General features: G+C 70.1%; 17 protein-coding genes. 8 read left to right on the plus strand and 9 right to left on the minus strand.

The genetic code is table 11. The features are described from left to right. Nucleotides 1-23 precede the first annotated feature (23 nt). From ABZX90_RS39245 to ABZX90_RS39255, 3 genes are all read left to right on the plus strand, one after another. Nucleotides 24-1,655 carry a glycosyltransferase family 2 protein gene (locus ABZX90_RS39245; RefSeq protein WP_355213160.1) on the plus strand — a complete coding sequence of 544 codons (1,632 nt, stop codon included), beginning with the start codon at nucleotides 24-26 and terminating at the stop codon, nucleotides 1,653-1,655. 164 nt (nucleotides 1,656-1,819) lie between these two features. Beyond that, a complete protein-coding gene (gene galE / locus ABZX90_RS39250; RefSeq protein WP_355213126.1) occupies nucleotides 1,820-2,800 on the plus strand; it encodes a UDP-glucose 4-epimerase GalE in 981 nt (326 codons plus the stop codon). 108 nt (nucleotides 2,801-2,908) lie between these two features. Continuing rightward, complete coding sequence (locus ABZX90_RS39255; RefSeq protein WP_355213128.1) at nucleotides 2,909-3,577, plus strand: methyltransferase domain-containing protein; 669 nt, start codon at nucleotides 2,909-2,911, stop codon at nucleotides 3,575-3,577. A gap of 135 nt (nucleotides 3,578-3,712) precedes the next feature. Here ABZX90_RS39255 and ABZX90_RS39260 read toward each other — a convergent pair whose 3' ends face one another. Further along, the gene (locus ABZX90_RS39260; protein WP_355213130.1) at nucleotides 3,713-4,369 is read right to left on the minus strand and encodes a TetR/AcrR family transcriptional regulator; all 657 of its coding nucleotides are present in this window, start codon (nucleotides 4,367-4,369) and stop codon (nucleotides 3,713-3,715) included. 175 nt (nucleotides 4,370-4,544) lie between these two features. On the opposite strand from ABZX90_RS39260, the gene ABZX90_RS39265 reads away from it, so the two are divergent. Further along, complete coding sequence (locus tag ABZX90_RS39265; RefSeq protein ID WP_351130822.1) at nucleotides 4,545-5,465, plus strand: ABC transporter permease; 921 nt, start codon at nucleotides 4,545-4,547, stop codon at nucleotides 5,463-5,465. Between the two features lie 16 nt (nucleotides 5,466-5,481). Continuing rightward, entirely contained in the window at nucleotides 5,482-6,303 is an 822-nt protein-coding gene (locus ABZX90_RS39270) for an ABC transporter ATP-binding protein (protein ID WP_355213162.1), read from the plus strand. A 138-nt stretch (nucleotides 6,304-6,441) separates the two neighbouring features. Here ABZX90_RS39270 and ABZX90_RS39275 read toward each other — a convergent pair whose 3' ends face one another. The 4 genes from ABZX90_RS39275 to ABZX90_RS39290 all read right to left on the minus strand — a co-directional run bounded on the left by ABZX90_RS39275 (nucleotide 6,442) and on the right by ABZX90_RS39290 (nucleotide 16,214). Further along, complete coding sequence (locus ABZX90_RS39275; RefSeq protein WP_355213132.1) at nucleotides 6,442-7,593, minus strand: glycosyltransferase; 1,152 nt, start codon at nucleotides 7,591-7,593, stop codon at nucleotides 6,442-6,444. Continuing rightward, nucleotides 7,590-10,541, minus strand: coding sequence for a bifunctional glycosyltransferase family 2 protein/CDP-glycerol:glycerophosphate glycerophosphotransferase (locus tag ABZX90_RS39280; RefSeq protein ID WP_355213134.1), 2,952 nt, complete (start codon nucleotides 10,539-10,541; stop codon nucleotides 7,590-7,592). Before ABZX90_RS39280 ends, ABZX90_RS39275 begins: the two co-directional genes overlap by 4 nt. A 37-nt stretch (nucleotides 10,542-10,578) precedes the next feature. Beyond that, entirely contained in the window at nucleotides 10,579-11,073 is a 495-nt protein-coding gene (locus ABZX90_RS39285) for a GtrA family protein (RefSeq protein WP_351130817.1), read from the minus strand. 203 nt (nucleotides 11,074-11,276) lie between these two features. After that, nucleotides 11,277-16,214, minus strand: a complete 4,938-nt coding sequence (locus ABZX90_RS39290) for an NAD-glutamate dehydrogenase (RefSeq protein WP_351130816.1) — start codon at nucleotides 16,212-16,214, stop codon at nucleotides 11,277-11,279. Between the two features lie 708 nt (nucleotides 16,215-16,922). Here ABZX90_RS39290 and ABZX90_RS39295 point away from each other — a divergent pair. Beyond that, a complete protein-coding gene (locus ABZX90_RS39295; RefSeq protein WP_351130814.1) occupies nucleotides 16,923-17,489 on the plus strand; it encodes a DJ-1/PfpI family protein in 567 nt (188 codons plus the stop codon). A gap of 51 nt (nucleotides 17,490-17,540) precedes the next feature. On the opposite strand, the gene ABZX90_RS39300 is transcribed toward ABZX90_RS39295, so the two are convergent. The 3 genes from ABZX90_RS39300 to ABZX90_RS39310 all read right to left on the minus strand — a co-directional run bounded on the left by ABZX90_RS39300 (nucleotide 17,541) and on the right by ABZX90_RS39310 (nucleotide 19,725). Beyond that, on the minus strand, nucleotides 17,541-18,206 hold the full coding sequence (locus ABZX90_RS39300) for an HAD family hydrolase (protein ID WP_351130812.1): 666 nt from the start codon (nucleotides 18,204-18,206) through the stop codon (nucleotides 17,541-17,543). Nucleotides 18,207-18,269: 63 nt separating this feature from the next. Beyond that, on the minus strand, nucleotides 18,270-18,785 hold the full coding sequence (locus ABZX90_RS39305) for a hypothetical protein (RefSeq protein ID WP_351130810.1): 516 nt from the start codon (nucleotides 18,783-18,785) through the stop codon (nucleotides 18,270-18,272). A gap of 679 nt (nucleotides 18,786-19,464) precedes the next feature. Beyond that, on the minus strand, nucleotides 19,465-19,725 hold the full coding sequence (locus tag ABZX90_RS39310) for a hypothetical protein (protein WP_351130809.1): 261 nt from the start codon (nucleotides 19,723-19,725) through the stop codon (nucleotides 19,465-19,467). Between ABZX90_RS39310 and ABZX90_RS39315 the strand changes: the two genes are divergently transcribed. Next, nucleotides 19,724-19,993, plus strand: a complete 270-nt coding sequence (locus ABZX90_RS39315; protein ID WP_351130807.1) for an Rv3235 family protein — start codon at nucleotides 19,724-19,726, stop codon at nucleotides 19,991-19,993. The genes ABZX90_RS39310 and ABZX90_RS39315 overlap by 2 nt on opposite strands. A gap of 214 nt (nucleotides 19,994-20,207) precedes the next feature. Here ABZX90_RS39315 and secA read toward each other — a convergent pair whose 3' ends face one another. Beyond that, entirely contained in the window at nucleotides 20,208-23,051 is a 2,844-nt protein-coding gene (secA, locus tag ABZX90_RS39320) for a preprotein translocase subunit SecA (protein ID WP_351130806.1), read from the minus strand. Between the two features lie 244 nt (nucleotides 23,052-23,295). On the opposite strand from secA, the gene ABZX90_RS39325 reads away from it, so the two are divergent. After that, complete coding sequence (locus ABZX90_RS39325; protein WP_355213138.1) at nucleotides 23,296-23,862, plus strand: GNAT family N-acetyltransferase; 567 nt, start codon at nucleotides 23,296-23,298, stop codon at nucleotides 23,860-23,862. Nucleotides 23,863-24,010: the final 148 nt, after the last annotated feature.

Raw genomic sequence — 24,010 nt, forward strand, 5'->3', positions numbered from 1 at the left:
CTACGATCCGCCCCGTGGATCCTATGAACCCTCACCATGCGCAGGTCAGCATCGTCGTCATCGGGTACGACGACGCCGCCCATGTGGCGGACGCCGTGCGCTCGGCGCTCGCCCAGGGCCCGGCCGTGCGCGAGGTGATCGCCGTGGACGACCGCTCGACGGACGGCAGCGCGGCCCTCCTCGACGCACTCGCCGCCGGAGAGCCGCGCCTGACGGTGATCCACCGCCCGGCCAACAGCGGCGGCTGCGGCAGTCCCCGCAACGACGGCATCGACGCGGCCGCGGCCCGGTACGTGATGTTCCTGGACAGCGACGACGTGCTGCCGCCCGGCGCGGTGGACGCGCTCCTCGGCGCCGCCGAGGAACACGGCGTCGAGGTCGCGGCCGGGCTGTGCGTGCGCCGCGAACTGCCCTCGGGCCGCGAGATCCCCTGGGAGCCCGCGCTCTACGCGCGGCCCGCCCTGATACCCCACCCCTCGCGCCGCCTCCGTCTCGCGCACGACACCCTCTGCGTCAACAAGCTGTACCGCACCGACTTCCTGCGCGAGCACGGCATCCGCTTCCCCGAAGGCCGCTTCCCGTACGAGGACTTCGTGTTCACCGCGCGCGTGCTGGCCGCCGCGCCGCGCGTCGCGCTGATCCCCGACACCGTGTACATCTGGCACGTCCGGCGCACCGCCGAACGCCTGTCCATCTCGCTCGACCGCGCCGGCATCGGCAACTGGCGCGCACGGACCGAGGCGAACCAAGCGGCGTACGAGATCCTCCTGGGCGCCGGCGAGAAGCACCTCGCGCGGGCCGCACACTCCAAGTTCCTCGACCACGAGCTGCGGATGTACACCCGCGAACTGGAACTGCGCACTCCCGAATACCGGCGCGCCTGGTGGGACCTCACGCGCGCGTACCTGTCGACCTTCGACGCGACCGACTTCACCGTCAATCCGACCGCCCCCGGCCGCCTCGTCGCCCGCGTGATCCTCTCCTCCCCCGCCCCGCGCGACCTGCCCCGCCTCAGGGAGCTGGCCGCCCGCCCCGCACGGCTGCTCCCGCCCTACGCCCGCGCCTCCGACGGCACCCCCGTCTGGTCCTCCGACCTTCCCCAGGTCACCCTGGAGAACTTCCTGGACCGCCCGGCCCACCTCCTGCCGGCCGCCGTCGACGCGGAACTGCGGCCCCGCGCGCGGGGCACCCGGCTGCGGCTGCGCCTGCACGAGCTGTACGGGCGGATGGCGGAGGCGGGCCCCACCTCGGTGGACGTGGAGTTCACCCACCGGGAGGACGGCCGGGTGGGCCTGCGCGGCACGGCGCCCCTGCTGGCCGACCGCTACGGCGACAGCTGGTCGGCACAGACTCCGGTGGACCTGTCGGAGCTGGGCGCGGGCACCTGGGACCTGCGCCTGACCGTGTGCTTTCGCGACGGCACGAGCCGGGAGGTGACGGCGCACGCGCGCGGCGGCCCCGGCCTGCTGCGCCGCCGCGCGGTTCTGGGCGGTCGGCGTGGTGTTCTCGGTGTTTTCGGTGGGTCCGGTGGGTCCGGTGTTCATCTCGTGCAGCCGTACCGGACGCACGCGGGGGCACTGGCTCTGCGCACGGCGTCCGGTTGGCGAGGAATGACCGAAGTGGTGTACCGAAGGGTGGCCCGCCTGCTTCACTGAATACGCGAAGAAGCGAATACGCGGAGAGGCTGCCGCGGAGACACTGCGCGCGAACGCGGACACCGTACGCGCGCGCCCGTCCCGGACCGCACGACGCACCCAGCACCCAGCACCCAGCACCCAGCACCACGCACCACGCACACTGACGAGGGGAACGGCCGCACATGACCTGGCTGATCACCGGCGGCGCCGGCTACATCGGAGCGCACGTCGTCCGCGCGATGCGCGAGGCGGGTGAGCGGGCCGTGGTGTACGACGACCTGTCCACGGGGATCGCCGAGCGGGTGCCGTCGGACGTTCCGGTGGTGGTCGGCTCGACCCTGGACGGCAAGCTGCTCGCCCGGACGCTCACGGAGCACTCCGTCACCGGTGTCGTCCACCTGGCGGCGAAGAAGCAGGTCGGCGAGTCCGTGGACCTGCCCCTGCACTACTACCGGGAGAACGTCGAGGGCCTGCGCGTCCTGCTGGAGGCCGTGACCGCGACGCCCGTGTCCGCCTTCGTCTTCTCGTCCTCGGCCGCGGTGTACGGGATGCCGGACGTGGAGCTGGTGACGGAGGAGACGCCGTGCGTGCCGATGAGCCCGTACGGCGAGACGAAGCTGGCGGGCGAGTGGCTGGTGCGCGCGACCGGTCGCGCCACGGGGCTGGCCACGGCCTCCCTGCGCTACTTCAACGTGGCCGGCGCGGCGACCCCCGAACTGGCCGACATGGGCGTCTTCAACCTCGTCCCCATGGTCTTCGAGAAGCTGACGCAGAACGCTGCGCCGCGCATCTTCGGCGACGACTACCCGACCCCCGACGGCACGTGCGTCCGCGACTACATCCACGTGGTCGACCTGGCCGAGGCGCATGTGGCCACGGCCCGCGCCCTCCAGTCCTCCCCCGGTCTCGACCTGACCCTCAACATCGGCCGTGGCGAGGGCGTTTCGGTCCGCGAGATGATCGACCGCATCAACGCCATCACCGGCTACGACCGGCCCCCGGTCACCACCCCGCGCCGCCCCGGCGACCCGGCCCGCGTCGTCGCCTCCGCCGACCGCATCGCCACCGAACTGGACTGGAAGGCCCGCTACGACGTCGAGGACATGATCACCTCAGCCTGGTCGGGCTGGGTACGCCACCACCCAGGAGCCAGCTGCACCTAGCCCCGGCGGCCCGGGACGGGGTCCGGTCCCCGAAGCAGCACGGCCGGCAGTACATGCCCTGAGCGAACGCCGCCCACGGCCCGGAACGGCGTCCCTACGATCGACACCATGGGATCCGGTGCGACGTACGACACACACGCCGACTGGTACAACGACTTCATGTCGGCGGGCACCGCCGGGGAGTACCTCGCGCGTGTGCACGACACGATCGGGGAGCTCCTGGACCCCGGCACGGGCACCTGCCTCGACGTCTGCTGCGGCACGGGAGCCCATGCTCCGGCATTGGCCGAGCAGGGCTGGACACCCGTGGGCGTGGATCTGTCCGGTGGTCAACTGAGCTATGCCGTGCGGCGGTTGCCCGTGGTGCAGGCCGACGCGACCTCGCTGCCGTTCCGTGACGGCTCCCTGCCGGCCGCCGCGTGCGTGCTCGCCCACACGGATGTTCCGGACTACGCGGCCGTGTTGAGCGAGGTCGCCCGGGTGCTGCGACCTGGCGGACGGTTCGTGCACCTCGGGGTGCACCCGTGCTACATCGGCGCGTTCGCCGACTGGAGCGAGCGCCCGAGCATCGTGGTCGACGAGCGGTACGCCGACCGCTCCCGCAGCTTCGAGGCGTGGAACCCGGCGGGCGTTCGGGCTCGCGTCGGGGCCTGGCACCTGCCGCTCGCGGACCTCCTCAACGCCACCACCGCGGCGGGGCTGCGCCTTGTGCGCACCGCCGAGGCGGGCCCGGGTGGAGTGCCCGACCTGTTCGGGCTCCTGGCTATGAAGGACTGAGCGTCTGAGGGTCCGAGCGGGCCGGAGACCTGGCGGCCGGAGGAACCTGACGGTCGGAGAACCGGCCGAGCGAGGGAACCGGCCCGGCGAGCGAGCGGGCGAGTGAGCGGGCACGAAGGGCCGGTACCGCTCAGGTCACAGCGCCTTCAACGCCGCCGCCGTCGCGCGGGCCAGGCTCGCCAGGTAGCCCTTCGGCACCTTGGGGCCGCGGACCACCACCGCGCGCCAGTACAGCGGCCCCGACATCAGGTCGAGCGCGAGGTCGAGGTCGACCCCCTCGCGCACCTCGCCCCGCGCGGTCGCCGCCGCGACGATCCCGCTCGCGACCCCCTGCTGGCCCTCCCGCAGCGCCTTCTGCATGGCGTCCGCGATCTCGGGGTTACGGGCCGCCTCGGCCTGCAGGTCGGGGATGATCTGGCCGGCGACCGGATGCCGCAGGGCGCGCGAGGTGACCTCGTACAGCAGTCGCAGGTCGCCCTCCAGAGAGCCCGTGTCCGGGGCGGGCAGGCCCTGGACCGCGACCGCCGAGACCAGGTCGAGCACGAGATGGAGCTTGGAGCGCCAGCGCCGGTACACCGCGGTCTTGCCGACACCGGCGCGGCGCGCGATGCCCTCGATCGACATCCGGGCGTAGCCGACGGCCGCGAGTTCCTCGAAGACGGCACCACGGATGGCCTCGGTCACATCCTCCCGGAGGACGGCCGCACCGGCGGGAGCCCGGCGACGCGGGGCCTTCCCGGCGGCCGGCGCGGGCGTGGCGGCACTCGCGGCGGTATCGGCGTTCGTCGTCATGCGCACCAGCATAGGCCGTTACGACGATACGGTTGCGTTCCGACGTCCACTGGGCCTACGCTCACGTTGCGACGATACGGACCCGTCCCGACGTAAGAAAACGGCAAGAACGACGACGTCGGAAACGTTCGGGACGGACCTCGCGCACCCCACCCCCCGAGCGAAAGCAACGGATGTGAGCCAGGTCCTCCACACATCGCCCCCGACAGCGACGCCGGCCTCCCCCGCCGACGACGCCGCGGCCCTCGCCGCCCGGTACGGCCTCACCGTCAGCGGCGCCCGCCCGAGCCTGCGCGCGTACGTCCGCCAGCTGTGGGCACGGCGCCACTTCATCACCGCCTTCGCCACCGCCAAGCTCACCTCGCAGTACAGCCAGGCGAAGCTCGGCCAGGTGTGGCAGGTGATGACCCCGCTGCTGAACGCGGCGGTCTACTACTTCATCTTCGGTGTGCTGCTCGGCACCAAGCACGGTGTCCCGGACTACATCCCGTTCCTGGTCACCGGCGTCTTCATCTGGACCTTCACGCAGAGCTCGATCATGGCCGGCACCCGGGCGATCTCCGGCAGCCTCGGCCTGGTCCGCGCCCTGCACTTCCCGCGCGCCGCGCTGCCGGTGTCGTACGCCCTCCAGCAGCTCCAGCAGCTGCTCTTCTCGATGGCCGCACTCGTCGTCATCCTGCTGTGCTTCGGCGTCCCGGTGAGCGCCTCGTGGCTGCTCGCGGTACCCGTGCTGGTGCTCCAGTTCACGTTCAACGCGGGCGTCGCCATGATCATGGCGCGGATGGGCGCCAGGACGCCGGACATCGCGCAGCTCATGCCCTTCCTGCTGCGCACCTGGATGTACGTCTCGGGCGTCATGTGGAGCATCGACAAGGTGCTCAGCGGCAGCGACCTGCCGCGCTGGGCGATGATCCTGCTGGAGAGCAACCCGGCGGCCGTCTACATCGACCTGATGCGCTTCGCGCTGATCGACAGCTTCCACGCGCACCAGCTGCCGCACCACGTCTGGGCGCTCGCGGTCGGCTGGGCGCTGGTCGCCGGCGTCGGCGGCTTCATCTACTTCTGGAAGGCTGAGGAGACGTACGGCCGTGGCTGACATCATCACGCAGAACATCCGGCCGCAGGACACCGAGAGCACGGCCGGGGACACCACCGCGACCGGCTCCGAGCCCATCCCCACCGTCGTGGCCGACCGCGTCGACATCGTCTACCGCGTCAACGGCACCGGCGCCGGCCGGGGCAGCGCCACCGCCGCCCTCAACCGGATGCTGCGCCGCAAGCAGTCCGAGAAGGCGGCGGGCGTCCGCAAGGTGCACGCCGTCAAGTGCGTCTCCTTCATCGCGTACCGGGGCGAGGCCATCGGCCTGATCGGCACCAACGGCTCGGGCAAGTCCACGCTGCTCAAGGCGGTCGCGGGCCTTCTCCCGGTGGAGAACGGCAGGATCTACACCGACGGCCAGCCCTCACTGCTCGGCGTCAACGCGGCCCTGATGAACGACCTCACCGGCGAGCGGAACGTCTATCTCGGCGGCCTCGCGATGGGCATGAGCCGCGAGCAGGTCAAGGAGCGCTACCAGGAGATCGTCGACTTCTCCGGCATCAACGAGAAGGGCGACTTCATCACCCTGCCGATGCGGACCTACTCGTCCGGCATGGCCGCGCGGCTGCGCTTCTCCATCGCGGCGGCCAAGGACCACGACGTCCTGATGATCGACGAGGCCCTCGCGACCGGCGACCGCTCCTTCCAGAAGCGGTCCGAGGCCCGCATCCGCGAGCTGCGCAAGACCGCGGGCACGGTCTTCCTGGTCAGCCACAACAACAAGTCGATCCGCGACACCTGCGACCGCGTGCTGTGGCTGGAGCGCGGCGAGCTGCGCATGGACGGCCCGACCGAGGACGTCCTCAAGGAGTACGAGAAGTTCACGGGCAAGTAGTGCTCGGACAACGCCGGAGGCGGAGCCGTGGGACGGCTCCGCCTCCGGTCGTTCCGCGCACCGGCGATCGCCCGGCACTCCCGGAGTCCGCGCGTACGGCTTCTCGGCACCCCGGGATCGCCCCGTAGCGGCGACGGCTCAGCGCTCCAGGAACGCGAACAGCTCCTCCCACCTGCGGACGACCTCGTCCGTCGCGAAGCGCTGGATGTTCGTGCGCGCCGCCTCGCCCATGGCGTCCCGCAGGGTCTTGTCGCACATCAACGTGTCGAGCCGGCGGGCCAGTTCACCGGTGTTGCCGAGGGTGGCCAGCAGACCGTCCTCGCCGTCCCGGACGATCTCGCGGACGCCGGGCGCGCAGTCGAAGGCGGCACACGGCAGACCGGCGGCCATGGCTTCCATGAGGGCGAGCGGGAACCCCTCGCCCCGCGAGGAGAGCACGAAGACCGAACCGCTCCGCAGCGCGCCCGGCACGTCGCTCGTCCGCCCCATCCAGTCGACGGAGCCGTCGAGCCCGAGGGCCGTGCACTGCTTCTTCAGGATCTCCTCGTCCTCGCCGGAGCCGTAGATCCGCAGCCGCCAGTCGGGGTGGCGCGGGGCGGTCTCGGCCCAGGCGTCGAGGAGCATGTCGATGCCCTTCTGGTCGTCCAGCCGTCCGATGCTGACGACGACGTTCCCGGTGCGCGGCGAGGGCACCTCGGGCATGAACGGAATGGGGTTCGGCATGAAGGACGCGTTGTTCATGCCCTGCCCGATCCACAGGTCGGCGTCCTCGCGGGTGAGCGCCAGCATCCGGTCGACGTCCTTGTAGTACTTCAGGACCCGCCGGAAGCGCGAGGTCGTCCGGGCGTACGCGAAGGACTCGTGGCTCATCCCGATGACGGTCAGCCCGCCCGTGTCGGCGAGCTCCACCCATTCCATGGCCCACACCTGGGTGACGATCACGACGGCGCCGGGCCGCGCGGCCCGGAACAGCGCGGTCAGCTCGGCCGCCTGCTCGCGCATGCCCGCCCGCCGTTCGGCGCGCAGCCTCCGCTCGGTGACGTCGAGCCGCCCCCGCAGTCCGCGCGCCGGTCCGACACGCGGCGGATGGACCTCGTACAACGTCGTGGTGGCGTACGGGACTTCGCCGAGGTCCTGGGGGACGGCGGGCCGGGTGACGCCCACGACGTGCACGCGGTGGCCGCGCTCGGTGAACAGGCGGGCCATCTGGTGCGACCAGGTGGTCACCCCGCCCAGTTCGTCGACGCTGTTGGAGACGAAGAAGATGTCCCGCTGCGAACGGCCGGTCATCCACGCCTCCAGTGTGCGAAGAACTGGTCGACGACGCTCCGCGCCGCCGTCCCCTTGTCGTACTCGCCGAAGTCGGCGGTGAACTGCTCACGCTTGGGTGCGTACTTGACGGACTGTTCCTCCAGCGAGCCGAGCACCGCGTGCAGTTCGTCCTCGGTGCGTACGACGGGGCCGGGTGCCCGCTCCAGCAGGTCGAAGTAGGTGCCGCGGCCCTCGTGCACGTAGGCGTCGTAGTCGTACGCGAAGAAGAACATGGGCCGGTCGAGAAGGGCGTAGTCGAACATCACGGACGAGTAGTCGGTGATCAGCCCGTCGGCGAGGGCGAGCAGCGGGGTCATGTCGTGGTACGCGGTGACGTCGATGACACGGCCGCGGACGGAGGGCGGGAGCACGACGTGGTTCAGGTAGTGGGAGCGGACGAGGAGGACATAGCGGTCGCCGAAGGTGTCGGCGAAGCGCTCCACGTCGAAGGGCAGCTCGAACCGCCGCTGTCCGCTGCCGCGGTGCCGGAAGGTCGGTGCGTACAGAAGGATCTGCTTGTCCTCGGGGATGCCCAACTCGGCGGCCGGCGCGCCGCGTTCACGTCGCCCGTCGACCTCCTCCCGCTGCCGTGCCTGCGCGAGGGCGTCGTTGCGCGGGTAGCCGACCCGCAGCAGGGTCCGCTCCTGGAGCCGGAACGCCCGCGCGAGGGTGCGCACATCGTGCTCGGAGCGGACGAGGAACCGGTCGAAGCGGTCCAGGGTGCGTTGCTGTTCGGCCTGCGCCTCGCGGGACTTGAGCTTCCATTCGGGTTCGTCGAAGCCCATCCGCTTGAGCGCTGAGCCGTGCCAGGTCTGGATGTACGTCGTCTGCGGCCGCTTGGTCAGCTTCAGCGGGTAGCTCTGGTTGTCGACCCAGAACTCGGCCTGCGCGAGCGCCCTGAGATAGGGCAGCGACCAGCGGCGTACGAGGGTGGCGTCGTCCGGGAAACCGTCCGGACTGCCGGTGTGCGACCAGACCGCCTGGAACTCCAGGCCCTGGCGGCGCATCTCCTCGTAGATAGCCCGGGGGCTGTCGCTGTACTGGCGGCCCAGGTGGCTCTCGAAGACGACGAGCCCCTTCCTGACGGGCAGCCGGCTGAACACCTCGTGGTAGAGGCGGATCTTGGTTTCCCCCGAGGTGAGTTCCTTGCGCAGGGAACGGGCCTTGCGGTAGCCCGACTTGGCGAGCGTGCCGGCCCGGCCGTGCACGCCGCGCTGTACGAGGACGTTCGCCTTCTTGTCGGGGACCAGCCGGAAGGACAGGTGCCCGCGCGTGGAGACAACCGGTTCGATGCGGTCGGCGACCAGTCGGGTGAGCCGGGGCCGGACGGGCAACTGTCCGGTGACCAGGCCGGGTTCGGCCGCGGTGAGCCGGGTGGTGGTGCGCACGCCGTCGACGTCGAGGTGAAGGCGTACGTCCCAGACCGCGTCCACGATGCCCAGCGGACGCACGGACGCGAGGTCCGCTGAGCCCTCCCAGGCGATGGCCTCGCCCGCGTGCCACACGTTTGTCACGGGGAAGCGGAAGGTCTGGAAGCGCACTCCGGCGCGGCGGGCGTAGAACTCCAGCTGTCCGGCGATCCGGGCGCCGGGCGGGATCACACCGAGCGGGTTGGTGACGCGCCCGGCGAGGCGGACGGTGCCGGCGGTACTCGTGTACGAGGTCAGCACATTGCGCAGGAACATCTTCTCGACCGGCTTGGTGTGGTGGCCGAGGTCGGTGACGTCCAGGACGTGCCGGCCGAAGGGGTCGTCGAGATGCTCGGCGCACCAGTACACGCGGCCGTCGCGTTCGACGAGCGGCGAGGAGATCTTGTCGCGGTTGGTGAGCGTGTCCACGGCGGGCAGCAGATTGTCCCAGTCGCTCACCTGGAGGAGGTAGGCGCAGATGGCGACGATGGGCTCGGTCTCGTCGAAGGCGGCGCGGTCGATCGACTCCAGGTACTGGCGGGCGATCGACGCGAACTCCTCGCGGTAGGCCGCGTCCCGGAAGGGCAGCTCGCGCAGGTGCAGCACGAGGTCGTGCTTGAGGAACTTGACGTCCTTGGCGAACTTCAGCTCCAGGAGGCCCTTGTCGGCGAGGAGTTGGTCGACCCGCCGGTGGATCTCCATGCGGTGGGTGAAGTTGGCGATCTCGTCACGCCGGTTGCTGATGGACTTCGCCGCCGCCTTGTCCGCGACCCTCCAGTCGTACACCCGGTTGGGGATGAGGGTGATGCGGCGGGCCGTGGCGTACGCCTGGGCGGAGAAGAGCAGGTCCTCGTAGTGGATGCCGACCGGGAAGCGCAGCCCCTCGTCGAGCAGGAACCGCCGGCGGTAGCACTTGTTGGTCGACAGGGTGTCGAAGACCAGCAGGTCGGGCAGCTCGGAGATCGACTCCAGGGTGCGGGTGCGCTCGTACAGCCAGGGATACCACTTGACCTCCTTGGCCGTGCGCGAGTCGACGTGCACGCGCACGCACAGGCCCGAGACCAGGTCGGCGCCGGTGTCCTCGGCGGCCTCCAGCATGTTGCGGCAGGCGTTGCGCTCCAGGACGTCGTCGCTGTCGAGGAAGAGGACGTACGTGCCGCGGGCCTCGGTGATGCCGCGGTTGCGGGGGGCGCCGCAGCCGCCGCTGTTCTCGGGCAGCCGGTAGGCGCGGACGCGTTCGGGGTGCGCGGCCGCCAGTCCCCGCGCCACCTCGTACGAGCCGTCGGTGCTCCGGTCGTCGACGATGACGACCTCGACGTCGTGCAGCGTCTGGTCCAGGACGGAGCGCACGGCCGTGGGCAGCCGGGCGGCGTCGTTGTAGACGATGACGACCACGGAGACGGCCGGCCGCCCCGCCCCGGACCCGTCGGCCTCGACCACGGACGGGGCGAGCGCGGTCCCCGGCTCGGCGGCCTCGCTCCCTTGCTCGGCGACCACGCGATGTTGATCCACATTCATCCTATTAATCGTAGACACTGTGAAGCGTTTTGGGCCGCTATCGACTGTTCTTCGCATGTTGGAACACCCACGTGCGGTACACCACGAAGCGGAACGCCGAGGCCAGCACGATCGACAGCGCCTTGGCGATGTTCGAACCGAGCGAGCCGCTCATCCCCAGGCCGTGATAGCCGAGATAGAACAACGCGCTCTCCATGGCGACACCGAGCCCGCTGAACGCGAAGAAGAGGACGATCTGGCGCCGGGTGCGCGAGGCCCGGTCCCGGTAGGCGAAGAAGCGGAAGCCGAGGTAGTTCGTCCCCATGGCGACACAGCTGGCGATCACCGTGGCGACCATCGGGGCCCACATCAGGCTGTGCAGCGCCAGGTTGAAGAAGAGGATGTTGACAGCGACTCCGCTGCCGCCGACGACCGAGAAGCGGGCCACTTCCAGGACGAGCCGACGGGTCTTCGGGGCCTTCGGAGCGCTCCGGGGGCGGATGACGGGCGGGGCCGCCACAGGGGCCCGCCGCTCGGAGAGGTGCACTGTCACGGGTCCGAGTCCTCCACACGTCTGTCCGTCGGTCGAGCCGTCAGTCAAGCCGTCAGTCGAGCCAACCTTAAGCTAAATGTCTTATTTACCAGGTATAGGTAAATCGCGAGCCGGAGTTTCGTCAGAGAACTGCGAGAGATCAGCAAGGAAAAGCGAAGTGCCCGGACCGAACGGTCCGGGCACTTCGACGAGGGAACTACCGACTACGAGTGCGTGCGCAACAGCGTCCGCATCGTCCGCATCGCCACCGACAGGTTGGCGAGGTCGAACGAGTCCGAGCCCTGGATCTCCTCCAGGGTGGTGCGGGCCCGTCCGAGGATCGCCGTGTTCTTCTCCTGCCAGGCCTCGAAGCGCTGCTCGGGAGTGGAGCTCCCGTTGCCCACCGCGAGGACATCGGCGGTGAGCGCCGCGTGGGCCGCGTACAGGTCCTCACGGATCGACGCGCGGGCCATGGACTGCCAGCGGTCGGCGCGCGGCAGCTCGATGATCCGGTCCATGAGCTGGGTGATGTTCAGACGGTCGGCGAGGGCGTAGTAGACCTCGGCGACGGCCATCGGGTCCTTGCCCATGCGGTCGGCCACCGAGACGATGTCCAGCGCCGGGAAGGCGGAGGAGAACCCGGCCACGCGGGTGGCGAGTTCGTCCGGCACACCGGCGCTCGACAGCTCGTCGTAGATCTGCTGGTACCACTCCAGGTCCGCGCCGCGAAGCAGCTTGGGCAGCTCCGACCACACCTGCTCGACACCGTCACTGAAGAAGGTGATCGTCTCGGCGAGCTGGAGCGGCTGCGGCCGGTTGTTGAGCAGCCAGCGCGTGCCGCGCTCGACGAGACGCCGCGAGTGCAGCCGGATCCGGGTCTGGACGTCGGCGGCGACGACATTGTCGAGCGCCTCCACCGCGTCCCACACCGCGCTGGAGTTGAAGATCGCGCGGGCCGCGGTCTGCGCCCGGACGATCTCCTCCAGAGAGGCACCCGTCTCCTCACGGAGGCGGTGCAGGAAGCTCGTACCGCCCGTGTTGACCGTGTCGTTGACCAGGACGGTCGTCACGATCTCGCGGCTCAGCGCGTGCCCGTCGATCTGCTCGCGGAACTTGTCGCGCAGCGCCGTCGGGAAGTACGCGTGCAGCAGGCTCTGCAGATACGGGTCGTCGGGCAGCGAGGTGGCGAGCAGCTCGACGGAGACCGTGATCTTCGTGTACGCGAGGAGGACCGCCGTCTCCGGACCGGTCAGACCCTGACCGGCGTTGAGCCGCTCCCGGATCTGCCGCTCGCTGGGCAGGAACTCCAGGGCCCGGTCGAGGTGCCCCTCACGGACCAGATGGCGCAGGAACCGCTGCTGGGCGTGGAGCATGCTCGGGGACTGGGCCAGCGCGTTGGAGATCGCCACGTTCTGCGCGTAGTTGTTGCGCAGCACGAGGGCGCCGACCTCGTCGGTCATCTCGGCGAGCAGCTTGTTGCGCTGCTTGACGGTCAGATCGCCGTTGGTCACCACCGCGTTGAGCAGGATCTTGATGTTCACCTCGTGGTCGGAGGTGTCCACGCCCGCGCTGTTGTCGATGGCATCGCTGTTGATCCTGCCGCCGTGCTGGGCGAACTCGATCCGGCCGAGCTGGGTCAGACCCAGGTTGCCGCCCTCGCCGACGGCCTTGACGCGCAGGTCGGCGCCGTCGACGCGGATCGCGTCATTGGCCTTGTCGCCGACGTCCGCGTGCGACTCGGCGGCCGACTTCACATAGGTGCCGATCCCGCCGTTCCACAGCAGGTCGACGGGCGCCTGGAGGATCGCCTTCATCAGGTCGGCCGGCGTCATCTTCGCGGCGCCGGACTCGAGGCCGAGTGCCTCCCGGACGTGCGCGTTGACCGGGATGGCCTTGGCGGTGCGCGGGAAGACGCCGCCGCCGGCCGAGATCAGCTCGGTGTTGTAGTCGGCCCACGAGGAGCGCGGCAGCTCGAAGAGACGGCGGCGCTCGGCGTACGAGGTCTCCGCGTCCGGGTTCGGGTCGATGAAGATGTGCCGGTGGTCGAACGCGGCGACCAGACGGATGTGCTCCGAGAGGAGCATGCCGTTGCCGAACACGTCGCCGGACATGTCGCCGACGCCGACCACGGTGAAGTCCTGCGTCTGGGTGTTGACGCCCAGCTCCCGGAAGTGCCGCTTCACGGACTCCCAGGCGCCGCGGGCGGTGATGCCCATCTTCTTGTGGTCGTACCCGGCGGAACCGCCGGAGGCGAAGGCGTCGCCGAGCCAGAAGTTGTAGCTCTCGGCGACCTCGTTGGCGATGTCGGAGAAGGTCGCGGTGCCCTTGTCGGCGGCGACGACGAGATAGGTGTCCTCCCCGTCGTGCCGGACCACGTCCACCGGGGGCACGATCTCACCGGCGACCATGTTGTCGGTGATGTCGAGCAGCGCGGAGATGAAGGTCCGGTAGCTGCGGATGCCCTCGGCCAGCCAGGCGTCGCGGTCCACGGACGGATCGGGCAGCTGCTTGGCGACGAAGCCGCCCTTGGCGCCGACGGGCACGATGACGGTGTTCTTCACCATCTGCGCCTTGACCAGACCGAGGATCTCCGTGCGGAAGTCCTCGCGGCGGTCGGACCAGCGCAGACCACCGCGCGCGACCTTGCCGAAGCGCAGGTGCACACCCTCGACGCGCGGCGAGTACACCCAGATCTCGTACGCCGGGCGCGGCGCCGGGAGGTCCGGGATGGCCGTCGGGTCGAACTTCATGGAGACGTACTCGTGCGGCGTGCCGCCGACCGCCTCCTGGAAGAAGTTGGTGCGCAGGGTCGCCTTGATCAGGTTGAGGAAGGACCGCAGGATCCGGTCCTCGTCCAGCGAGGCGACCTGGTCGAGCGCGGCGTCCAGCTCTTCCAGCAGGGCGTCGGTCAGCTCGACACCGGCGCGCTGGCGCTCCGGCGACATCCGCGCCTCGAAGAGCGAGACGAGCAGCCGGGTGGTGTGGACGTTGTTGCGGAGGGTGTCCTCCATGTAGTCCTGGCTGAAGGTGGAACCGGCCTGGCGCAGGTACTTCGCGTAGGCGCGCAGCACCATCGACTGCCGCCAGGTCAGCCCGGCGCTCAGCACGAGGGCGTTGAAGCCGTCGTTCTCGGCCTGTCCGGTCCAGGTGGCGGCGAAGGCCGCCTGGAACCGCTCGCGGCCGTCGTCGCCGAGGTAGTCACCGTTGCCGTTCAGGGACTTGGGCAGGCGCAGCCCGAAGTCGTAGATCCACGCCGTCGTACGGTCCGAGCAGCGCAGTTCGTACGGCCGCTCGTCGGTGACCTCGACGCCCATGCGGTTCAGGGCCGGCAGGACCGCCGAGAGCGAGACCTGCTCGCCGGTGCGGTAGATCTTGAAACGGCGCTCGCCGGGTGCCGCGCCCACCGGCTCGTACAGGCTGAGCGCGAAGTCCCTGGTGAGTTCCTGCCCGAGCGCCTGGAGGTGGACCAGGTCGGCGACCGCGGAGCGCGGGGAGTGGTCGGCCTTGTAGCCCTCGGGGAAGGCGTTGCCGTACCGGCGCAGCAGTTCGGCGGCGCGCTCCTCGCCGCACTCGGCGGTCAGCGCCTCCGCGAAGCCGTCGGCCCAGGAGCGCGCGGCCTCGACGAGACGCGCCTCGATACGGTCCTTGTCGGCGTCGGAGAGCTGCGGCAGCTCGGTGCCGGGTTCGACCCGGACCACGAAGTGCAGCCGGGACAGGATCGACTCGGTGTTCCAGGCCGTGAAGTCGACGCTGGTGCCGTTGAGCTCTTCCTTGAGGATGTCGATGATCCGCAGGCGCACACCGGTGGTGTAGCGGTCGCGCGGGAGGTAGACGAGGGCCGAGTAGTAGCGCCCGTACTCGTCCTGGCGCAGGTAGAGCCGCAGCCGGCGCCGCTCCTGGAGGTACAGGACGGACGTGACGATCGCCCGGAGCTCGTCGGCGGGGGTCTGGAACAGCTCGTCGCGCGGGTACGTCTCCAGGATCTGGAGGAGGTCGCGTCCGTCGTGGCTGTTGGGCGAGAACCCGGCGCCGCGCAGGACTTCCTCGACCTTGCGGCGGACGACGGGCACCCGGCGCACGGACTCGGTGTACGCGGCGGAGGAGAACAGGCCCAGGAAGCGGCGCTCCCCGATGACCTCACCGTTCTCGTCGAACTTCTTGACCCCGACGTAGTCCAGGTACGAGGGCCGGTGCACGGTGGCCCGGCTGTTCGCCTTGGTCAGGATCAGCAGCTTGTGCTCGCGGGCCTTGGCGCGGGCGTCGGCGGGCAGCCGCTCGAAGGACGGGCTGACCGGGTGGCTGTCCTCGCCGTGCTGCGGGTCGGAGCGCAGGATGCCGAGCCCGGTGCCGGGGACGGCGGCCAGCGAGTCGTCGTCGCGGAGCTGGTACTCGCGGTACCCGAGGAAGGTGAAGTGGTCGCCGGAGAGCCAGCGCAGCAGCTCACGGGCCTCCTCGACCTCCTGGTCGCGCAGATCGTCGGCGGTCGGCTCCTTGGGGAGCTCCTCCGCGATCCGCAGCGCCGCGTCGCGCATCTTCTCCCAGTCCTCGACGGCCTCACGGACGTCGGACAGGACGCGCAGCAGGTCGGCGGTGATCTGCTTCAGATCGGCGCGGTCGGTCTCCCGGTCGATCTCGACGTGGATCCACGACTCGACGTGCGCGTCGTGCGGCAGATCCTCGGCGGAGGGCCGCGTGGGCAGCACCTCGATGAGCTTGCCGGTGAGGTCGCGCCGTACGACGACCTGCGGGTGGATGACGACGTGGATGCCGCGCCCCTGGCGGGACAGCTCGTTCGTCACGGAGTCGACGAGGAAGGGCATGTCGTCCGTGACCACCTCGACGACGGAGTGGCTGCAGGTCCAGCCGTTCTCCTCGACGGTGGGAGTGTGCACGCGCACGTTGGCCGTGCCCTGGGGGCGGTTCTCGGCCAGTCGGTAGTGGGAGAAGGCCGCTCCGAAGACATCGACCGGGTCGCGGTCGGTGAGGTCCTCCGGGGCCGTGTGCAGGTAGTAGCGCTGGAGGAACGCGAGCACGTTGTCCCGGTCGGGGGTGCCCTCGCCCGTCGTCCCAGTCGGTAGGTGCCCCCCGACCGGGCTGTTCTCAGCTACCCGGGCGGCCCGTTCGAGCAGCTCGGCCTTGGCTTCGTCCAGCTTGGTCTGCATTGTCCTCTGGCTCCTGTCGCGCGCCGTTGCGTGACGTTGAAGGAAGTACGGTCTCGTCGCTTCCGACGCAACGCCGCGACGCGGGGTGTCCGGTCTGCTTCGACGCTATGCCGCAAGGTGAGATGAGCGGGGGGTTATCGGTCATTCTCGACGCCCGTGGAGACTGTGACGCTGCTCTCGGCGACGTCCGTCCCCGGGGTGTCATCGACGTACGGAATGCGTTGCCGTCGGCGCTCGCCGCGTTTCCGCTCGCGCACACGGCGTTCGCCGTCATCCCGTCCCGCCCGCGAAGATCAGCGATGGACGCCCGGTCACGGATGTCGTCCGTGCGCTCCGGGCGCGGGGCAGGGGCGACGATGCCCCCGCGAGATATCGCGCTGATCACGCCACCAGGCTATCGCCCCCTACCCCGGGGTCGTCATGAGCCGTATGTGTACAAAACCGGGGGTGGAACTTTGACACTATGCACAGGCACGAACGGGGCGAGGACATGCAGTGCGGGCCGACTGCGAGCTACCTTCGTACTACGGGCAGTGTTCCGTGGCAGCCGCTGTGTCCTGTGGCAGCCGGGATCCGTGGACGGGCCCCGCCGACGCGGGCGACCCACCCGAATGAGCGCGCGGCCCCTTGGCAAGCACCTCCTCCGGAGGCAGGTTGACCGGGACGACCAACGGAACGCGCACGTACGGCCGACGGGAGCGCAGCATCATGGCAGCGAAGATCCTCATAGTCACCGGCGACGCGGCGGAGTCACTGGAGGTCCTGTACCCCTACCAGCGCCTGCGCGAGGAGGGTTACGACGTCCACATCGCCGCCCCCACCCAGAAGAAGCTCCAGTTCGTGGTCCACGACTTCGAACCCGGCTTCGACACCTACACCGAGAAGCCCGGCTACACCTGGCCGGCGGACCTCGCGTTCTCGGAGGTCGACCCCGGCGCGTACGTCGCCCTCGTCATCCCCGGCGGACGCGCCCCGGAGTACCTCCGCAACGACCCCGAACTCCGCAAGATCCTGAAGTCCTTCTTCGACGCGGACAAGCCCGTGGCCCAGATCTGCCACGGTCCCCTCCTGACCGCCGCCGTCGACAGCCTCAGCGGCCGCCGCGTCACGGCGTACCCCGCGCTGGAACTCGACATGCAGGCGGCAGGCGCGACCTTCCACGACGCCGAGGCCGTCGTCGACGGCACCCTGGTGTCCGCCCGCGCCTGGCCGGACCACTCCGCCTGGATGCGCGAGTTCCTCAAGATCCTGCGCGCCAAGGCCCCCGTGACCTGACACCGACCGGACGAAACCGCGCGGGGCGGCCGCCCGGTCCTCCGGCCGCCCTCAGGCCGCCAGCCGCCCGGCCTCCTCGACGGCCTCCTCCAGGCTGTCCACCACGGGAACGCCGACCACTTCCAGGCTGGCGCGGCTGTGGGAACCGCCGGTGTAGAGAACCGCCCCGGCCCCGACATGCCGAGCGGCGATCGCGTCGTCCGCGGCGTCGCCGATCACGACCACGCGAGACGGCTCGACACCCGCGATCGCTCCGAGGTGTCGCACCATGTGCTCGGCCTTGCTGCCGCCGGAGGGCCCGGTCCGCCCGTCGACCCGGACGAAGTGGGGCTCGATGCCGAAGCCGCGCACCAGCGGGACCAGGTCCTCGTGCCCGTACATGCTCAGGAGGGACTGGCTGCGACCCGCCGCCTCCCACCCGGCGAGCAGCGCGGGCACCCCGGCGGTGAGCTCGCACGCTCTGCGGTGCTCGGCGTAGTACCGGTGGAAGGTCTCGTCCATGATCTGCCACTCGGCGTCCGTGGGCAGCCGCCCCATCAGCCGCTCGTAGAACTTCGGCACGGGCACGCAGTACATCGCCCGATACCGCTCCAGCGTGATCGGCTCAAGACCCAGCTCGGCGAACGCCGCGTTCGTCGCCCCGATGATCGCGACATTGTCGTGGAACAGCGTGCCGTTCCAGTCCCACACAATGTGCGCGCTTCCTTGCTTCCCCATACCGAGAACGTACCCGCCACCACGGACAACATCTCATCGCGGGCGCGGGCGCGAAGCGGGCGGCTACTCCCCGAGTCCGATCAGGTTGGGGATCTCCTGCGTGGCGAACCACAGCAGTACGTGGTCCTCGGCCCCGTCGACCACGAACTGGGCGTCGTCGTCCCCGACGTCCGCCGCGCCCAGCGCGTCCGCGGCCGCGGTCACGTCCGCCTCGGCGTCGGCCGCGTCGACGTGCACGGCGGCCGCCTTGCCCAGCGGCACGGCCTGGGAGACCCGCACCTCGCCGAGCGCCAGGGGATCGAGCCCCCGGTCGGGGTCGACGACCGCGGCCCGGTCCGGAACGTCGACCGCGACGACGACCCGGCGCCGCACGGCCCCCGGATCGACCGCCAGGAGCCGCAGCGAGGCCAGCGCGGCACGGCTCAGCGCCGCGTACTCCAGTTCCTCGATGTCGTCGGAGAGATACCACTCGCGCAAGGCGGGCGTGACCGCGTACGCGACGAACGGTCCCGCCTCCAGCTCTCCCGTCTTGTACGCCTCGGCGAGACCGGAGAGGGTCAGGGGGACGTAGACGCGCATGGCTGGCCGCTTTCGTAGTCGGGGGCTCCGAGGGTTCGCGGTCCGAGCACTCCGGGGAGGACGGTCCCGCGCCTCCGGGGAGGGCCTTCAGGATACGTGCGGGCGTCCCCTTTCGAGTTCCCGGCCGCACCCTCCGTGGCGTCCACCCCGGGCCGGCAATTCACCCGGTACAGCCCTTCGCCGCAAAGGGTTCCGCCCCTCCCGGCCACCCTGATAGGTGAACTTTCCGGGCACCGCGGCACGCGCCCGCCGTCCTTGCGGAGGCCCGCTCCCGCCTCGTACAAGATCCCCAACACGAAAGTTACCGACCGGTATCGATCGGTCCCAACGAGCGGGGACGACGCATGAACAAGGTGATGACCAGGACAAGGCGCCACCCGGGCACCCGTCCGCCCGGCCGCCAGGACACCCGCCGCCCCGGCAGCACCCCACCCCGCACCCCGGGCACGGGCGCCCCCACCGGGACTCCGGGAGGCAGCCCTCCGCAGGACGGGGGCGCGCCCCCCGCACGGACCACGAGCGGCCCGCCGGACCTGTCGTCCCCGCAGACCACGCCCCGCCCGCCCACGGGTCGGCCGTACGCGGCACGGGCCACGGGCCACCTGTCCTCCGAGCCGACCGCCGACCGCCCCTCGGCGGCAGGACCCGAGAGCCGCCCGTACGCGGTACCGGCCACGGGTCAGCAGGCGACGGTGGCGTCCGGGAGCCGGGCGTCGGGGGTGGCGTCCGGGAGCCGGGCCTCGGCGGTGGCGGCGGGAAGCCCGTCGTCGGCGGTGGTTGCCGGCAGCCCGTCTCCGGCCGCGGCGCCGGGTGAGGCGCAGCCGACCGCCAGCACATCCGCCGAGGCAACTCGCCGGCCCGCTCCCCAGCCGCGCCCCACCGATGTCTTCGCCGAGCGGCTGCTGGCCGTTCTGAGCGGTGCGCGTCCCGTCCACTGCATGCTGCGGCACACCGCGGGCCGCGCGTACGACGAACTGGCCTGGCTCGCCGAACGCGGCCCCCTCCGTACCCGCGGCTCCCGTCCCGTCGTCCGGGACATCGGTTACTACGTCGCGCGACCGGGCGCCGTCGAGGCCTTCGCCCGCATCGGCGCGGGCGACCAGCTCCGCGCCATGGCCTTCCGGCTGGAGCGGGGCCCCGACCTCCGCTGGCGCTGCACGGCGATCGAACTCGGCGGCCCCCGCATGCCCCGCCCGAAGGACGACTGAGCCGGGGCCGAGGGACGACTGAGCCAGGGCCGAAGGGCGACTTACCCGGACCGAACGGCGACCCGGGCTTCCACGGCCGCCGAGCCCGGCCCGGGACAACAGCCGCCCAGACCGGCCCGGGGCAACGCGAAGGGCCGGGCACCGAGGTGCCCGGCCCTTCCAGCGCGTTACCGGTCGCGGTCGGCGGCAGTCACCGGCCGCCCGCGACCCTCACTCACTTCTTGCGGCGACGCGACGCGCCCTTCTGCTGCTTGCGGCGCTCCGCGCGCGTGAGGCCGTCCGCCTCGGAGCGCACGGGCTCGTCGTCGCTGGTGAAGTCACCCTCGACGATGCCACCCTCACCGTCGACGGTCGGCGCGGAGAAGTGCAGCCGGTCCGGCCGCTGCGGGGCGTCGAGCCCCTTGGCACGGATCTCGGGGCGCATCCCGCCCGCCGGCACCGCGTCCCGCTTGGCGAGGGACGGCGCGGACTCCTCGACCGGAACCTCCTCGACCTGCTGCTCGACCTGGACCTCCAGGTTGAACAGGTAGCCGACGGACTCTTCCTTGATGCCGTCCATCATGGCGCTGAACATGTCGAAGCCCTCGCGCTGGTACTCGACCAGCGGGTCCTTCTGGGCCATCGCACGCAGGCCGATGCCCTCCTGGAGATAGTCCATCTCGTAGAGGTGCTCGCGCCACTTGCGGTCCAGGACCGACAGCACGACCCGGCGCTCCAGCTCACGCATGATCTCGGAGCCGAGCTGCTCCTCGCGGGCCGCGTACTGATCGTGGATGTCGTCCTTGATGGACTCGGAGATGAACTCGGCGGTCAGACCGGCACGGTCGCCGACCGTCTCCTCCATCTCGTCGACGGTGACCTTCACCGGGTAGAGCTGCTTGAAGGCGCTCCACAGCCGGTCGAGGTCCCACTCCTCGGCGAAGCCCTCGGCGGTCTCGGCCGCGATGTAGGCGTCGATGGTGTCGTCCATGAAGTGCTGGATCTGCTCCTGGAGGTCCTCGCCCTCCAGGACGCGACGGCGCTCGCCGTAGATGACCTCGCGCTGCCGGTTGAGCACCTCGTCGTACTTCAGGACGTTCTTGCGGGTCTCGAAGTTCTGCTGCTCGACCTGCGACTGGGCGGACGCGATCGCGCGCGTGACCATCTTGTTCTCGATCGGCACGTCGTCCGGCACGTTCGCCATCGACATGACGCGCTCGACCATCTGGGCCTTGAACAGGCGCATCAGGTCGTCACCCAGCGAGAGGTAGAAGCGGGACTCGCCCGGGTCGCCCTGACGGCCGGAACGACCGCGCAGCTGGTTGTCGATACGCCGCGACTCGTGGCGCTCGGTACCGAGCACGTAGAGGCCGCCGAGGTCCTTGACCTCCTCGAACTCCGCCTTCACCGCCTTCTCGGCACGCTCCAGGGCGGCGGGCAGGGCGTGCGCCCACTCCTCGATGTGCTCCTCGGGGTCGAGGCCGCGCTGGCGCAGCTCCGCCTCGGCGAGGTCGTCGGGGTTGCCGCCGAGCTTGATGTCCGTACCGCGGCCGGCCATGTTCGTGGCGACCGTGACGGCACCCCTGCGGCCGGCCTGGGCGACGATCGTCGCCTCTCGGTCGTGCTGCTTCGCGTTCAGCACCTCGTGCTGGATGCCGCGCTTGGAGAGCTGCTGCGAGAGGTACTCGGACTTCTCGACCGAGGTGGTGCCGACCAGGATCGGCTGGCCCTTCTCGTGCTTCTCGGCGATGTCGTCGACGACCGCCTCGAACTTGGCGACCTCGGTGCGGTAGATCAGGTCGGACTGGTCCTTGCGGACCATCGGCCTGTTGGTCGGGATCGGGACGACGCCGAGCTTGTAGATCTGGTGGAACTCGGCGGCCTCGGTCATCGCCGTACCGGTCATGCCGGAGAGACCCGGCATCTCCTTGCCGTTGTGGTCGTGGCGCTTGTAGAGGCGGAAGAAGTTCTGGAGGGTGATCGTGGCGAGCGTCTGGTTCTCGTCCTTGATGTCCACCCCTTCCTTCGCCTCGATCGCCTGGTGCATGCCCTCGTTGTAGCGGCGGCCGGCGAGGATACGGCCGGTGTGCTCGTCGACGATCATGACTTCGCCGTCGATGACGACGTAGTCCTTGTCCTTCTTGAACAGTTCCTTGGCCTTGATGGCGTTGTTCAGGTAACCGACGAGCGGGGTGTTCACCGACTCGTAGAGGTTGTCGATGCCCAGCCAGTCCTCGACCTTGGCGACGCCGGGCTCGTGGATGGCGACGGTGCGCTTCTTCTCGTCGACCTCGTAGTCGCCGGTCTCCTCGATGCCCTTGAGGGGGTTGCCGGGCTCGCCCTTCTTGAGGCGGGTGACCAGCTTGGCGAAGTCGCCGTACCACTTGGTGGCCTGGTCGGCCGGGCCGGAGATGATCAGCGGCGTACGGGCCTCGTCGACGAGGATGGAGTCGACCTCGTCGACGATCGCGAAGTTGTGGCCACGCTGGACGAGCTCGTCCTGGGACCACGCCATGTTGTCGCGGAGGTAGTCGAAGCCGAACTCGTTGTTCGTGCCGTACGTGATGTCGCACGCGTACTGCTCGCGGCGCTGGGCCGGAGTCATGTTGGCGAGGATGCAGCCGACTTCGAGTCCGAGGAACTTGTGGACGCGGCCCATCATTTCGGAGTCGCGCTCGGCCAGGTAGTCGTTGACCGTGATGAGGTGGACGCCGGCTCCGGAGAGGGCGTTCAGATACGCGGGCAGGGTGCCGACGAGTGTCTTGCCCTCACCGGTCTTCATCTCCGCGACATAGCCGAGGTGGAGCGCGGCGCCACCCATCATCTGCACGTCGTAGTGACGCTGGCCAAGGGCGCGCTTGGCAGCCTCACGGACGGTGGCGAACGCCTCGGGCAGCAGGTCGTCGAGGCTCTCGCCGTCGACGTACCGCTGCTTGTACTCATCGGTGAGGGCCCTCAGCTCGGCGTCGGAGAGGTCGACGAAGTCCTCTTCGATGGAGTTGACCTGGTCCGCGATGCGGTGCAGCTTGCGCAGGATCTTGCCTTCGCCTGCACGCATGATCTTCGAGAGGACGGACACGGGGGTTTGTCTCCTTGCCGGTCGGGCCTGGGACGGTCGGTTTCAATGGCAGTTTCAAATCACAGCTTGAGCAACGGCCATCGTAAGCGAGGACCACACCGCGCCGGGAGGTCTGCCCGTGACAGCCACTAGGACAACGGGCCGGGGTGGCCGAAGGTGCCGCGTCGGCACAGCGAAAAGTAGCGAACCGCTCACTCACGGCAAAGGAATGGCGTCCTTCGGGATGCCCGAGCAGAATCGGCCGATGGACCCCGTCACGCTGACCACCGACCGTCTTGTCCTGCGCATCGTGGAGGCGGACGACACCGACGCCGTCTACGAGGCCGCCCAGGATCCCGACATCCAGCGCTGGACCACGATCCCGTCGCCCTATCTGCGCGAGCACGCGACGGGCTTCACGGACCAGATGGTGCCCGAGGGCTGGGCGGACGGCTCCGCCTTCGCGTTCGGCGTCTTCCTCCCCTCCGGGGAGTTGGTGGGCATGCTCTCCATCACCATGCGCTCCCTGGGCGTCGGCGAGGTCGGCTACTGGGCGACGAAGGAGCACCGCGGCAACGGCTACATCGCCGAGGCCGCCGTCGCGGCCTCCCGCTGGGCGTTCACGGACCTGTCCGTCGACCGCGTCGAATGGCGTGCCGAGGTCGGCAACACCGGTTCCCGCGCGGTCGCCGAACGCGCCGGCTTCACCATCGAAGGGACCCTCCGCTCCGCCATCAACAACAAGGGCGTACGCAGGGACTGCTGGGTGGGCTCGCTGCTCCCGTCGGACCTGGGCCTCCCGTCGACGGCGCCGTACCTGCCGGCCAGGTGAGGACCGAACCGGGTGCGACCCCGGCTCCCGACAGGGGTTCCGACACCTCGCGAACCTCGTGACTCCTCGTGGCCTCTTGTCGCCGTTTCCGGCACCTGGCGACCCCTGGCACGGGTTCCGGGCCTGGTGACCCCCGGCACCGGTTCCG

The sequence above is a fragment of the Streptomyces sp. NPDC002935 genome (assembly GCF_040611295.1).
Classification (GTDB): Bacteria; Actinomycetota; Actinomycetes; order Streptomycetales; family Streptomycetaceae; genus Streptomyces.

Excerpts from the sequence above, each read along its gene's own strand:
- ABZX90_RS39245 (WP_355213160.1), top strand. The coding sequence starts at position 24 with ATGAACCCTCACCATGCGCAGGTCAGCATCGTCGTCATCGGGTACGAC.
- galE (WP_355213126.1), top strand. The coding sequence starts at position 1,820 with ATGACCTGGCTGATCACCGGCGGCGCCGGCTACATCGGAGCGCACGTC.
- ABZX90_RS39255 (WP_355213128.1), top strand. The coding sequence starts at position 2,909 with ATGGGATCCGGTGCGACGTACGACACACACGCCGACTGGTACAACGAC.
- ABZX90_RS39260 (WP_355213130.1), bottom strand. The coding sequence starts at position 4,369 with ATGACGACGAACGCCGATACCGCCGCGAGTGCCGCCACGCCCGCGCCG.
- ABZX90_RS39275 (WP_355213132.1), bottom strand. The coding sequence starts at position 7,593 with ATGACCGGCCGTTCGCAGCGGGACATCTTCTTCGTCTCCAACAGCGTC.
- ABZX90_RS39280 (WP_355213134.1), bottom strand. The coding sequence starts at position 10,541 with ATGAATGTGGATCAACATCGCGTGGTCGCCGAGCAAGGGAGCGAGGCC.
- ABZX90_RS39290 (WP_351130816.1), bottom strand. The coding sequence starts at position 16,214 with ATGCAGACCAAGCTGGACGAAGCCAAGGCCGAGCTGCTCGAACGGGCC.
- ABZX90_RS39295 (WP_351130814.1), top strand. The coding sequence starts at position 16,923 with ATGGCAGCGAAGATCCTCATAGTCACCGGCGACGCGGCGGAGTCACTG.
- ABZX90_RS39300 (WP_351130812.1), bottom strand. The coding sequence starts at position 18,206 with ATGGGGAAGCAAGGAAGCGCGCACATTGTGTGGGACTGGAACGGCACG.
- ABZX90_RS39305 (WP_351130810.1), bottom strand. The coding sequence starts at position 18,785 with ATGCGCGTCTACGTCCCCCTGACCCTCTCCGGTCTCGCCGAGGCGTAC.
- ABZX90_RS39315 (WP_351130807.1), top strand. The coding sequence starts at position 19,724 with ATGCTGCGGCACACCGCGGGCCGCGCGTACGACGAACTGGCCTGGCTC.
- ABZX90_RS39310 (WP_351130809.1), bottom strand. The coding sequence starts at position 19,725 with ATGCAGTGGACGGGACGCGCACCGCTCAGAACGGCCAGCAGCCGCTCG.
- ABZX90_RS39325 (WP_355213138.1), top strand. The coding sequence starts at position 23,296 with ATGGACCCCGTCACGCTGACCACCGACCGTCTTGTCCTGCGCATCGTG.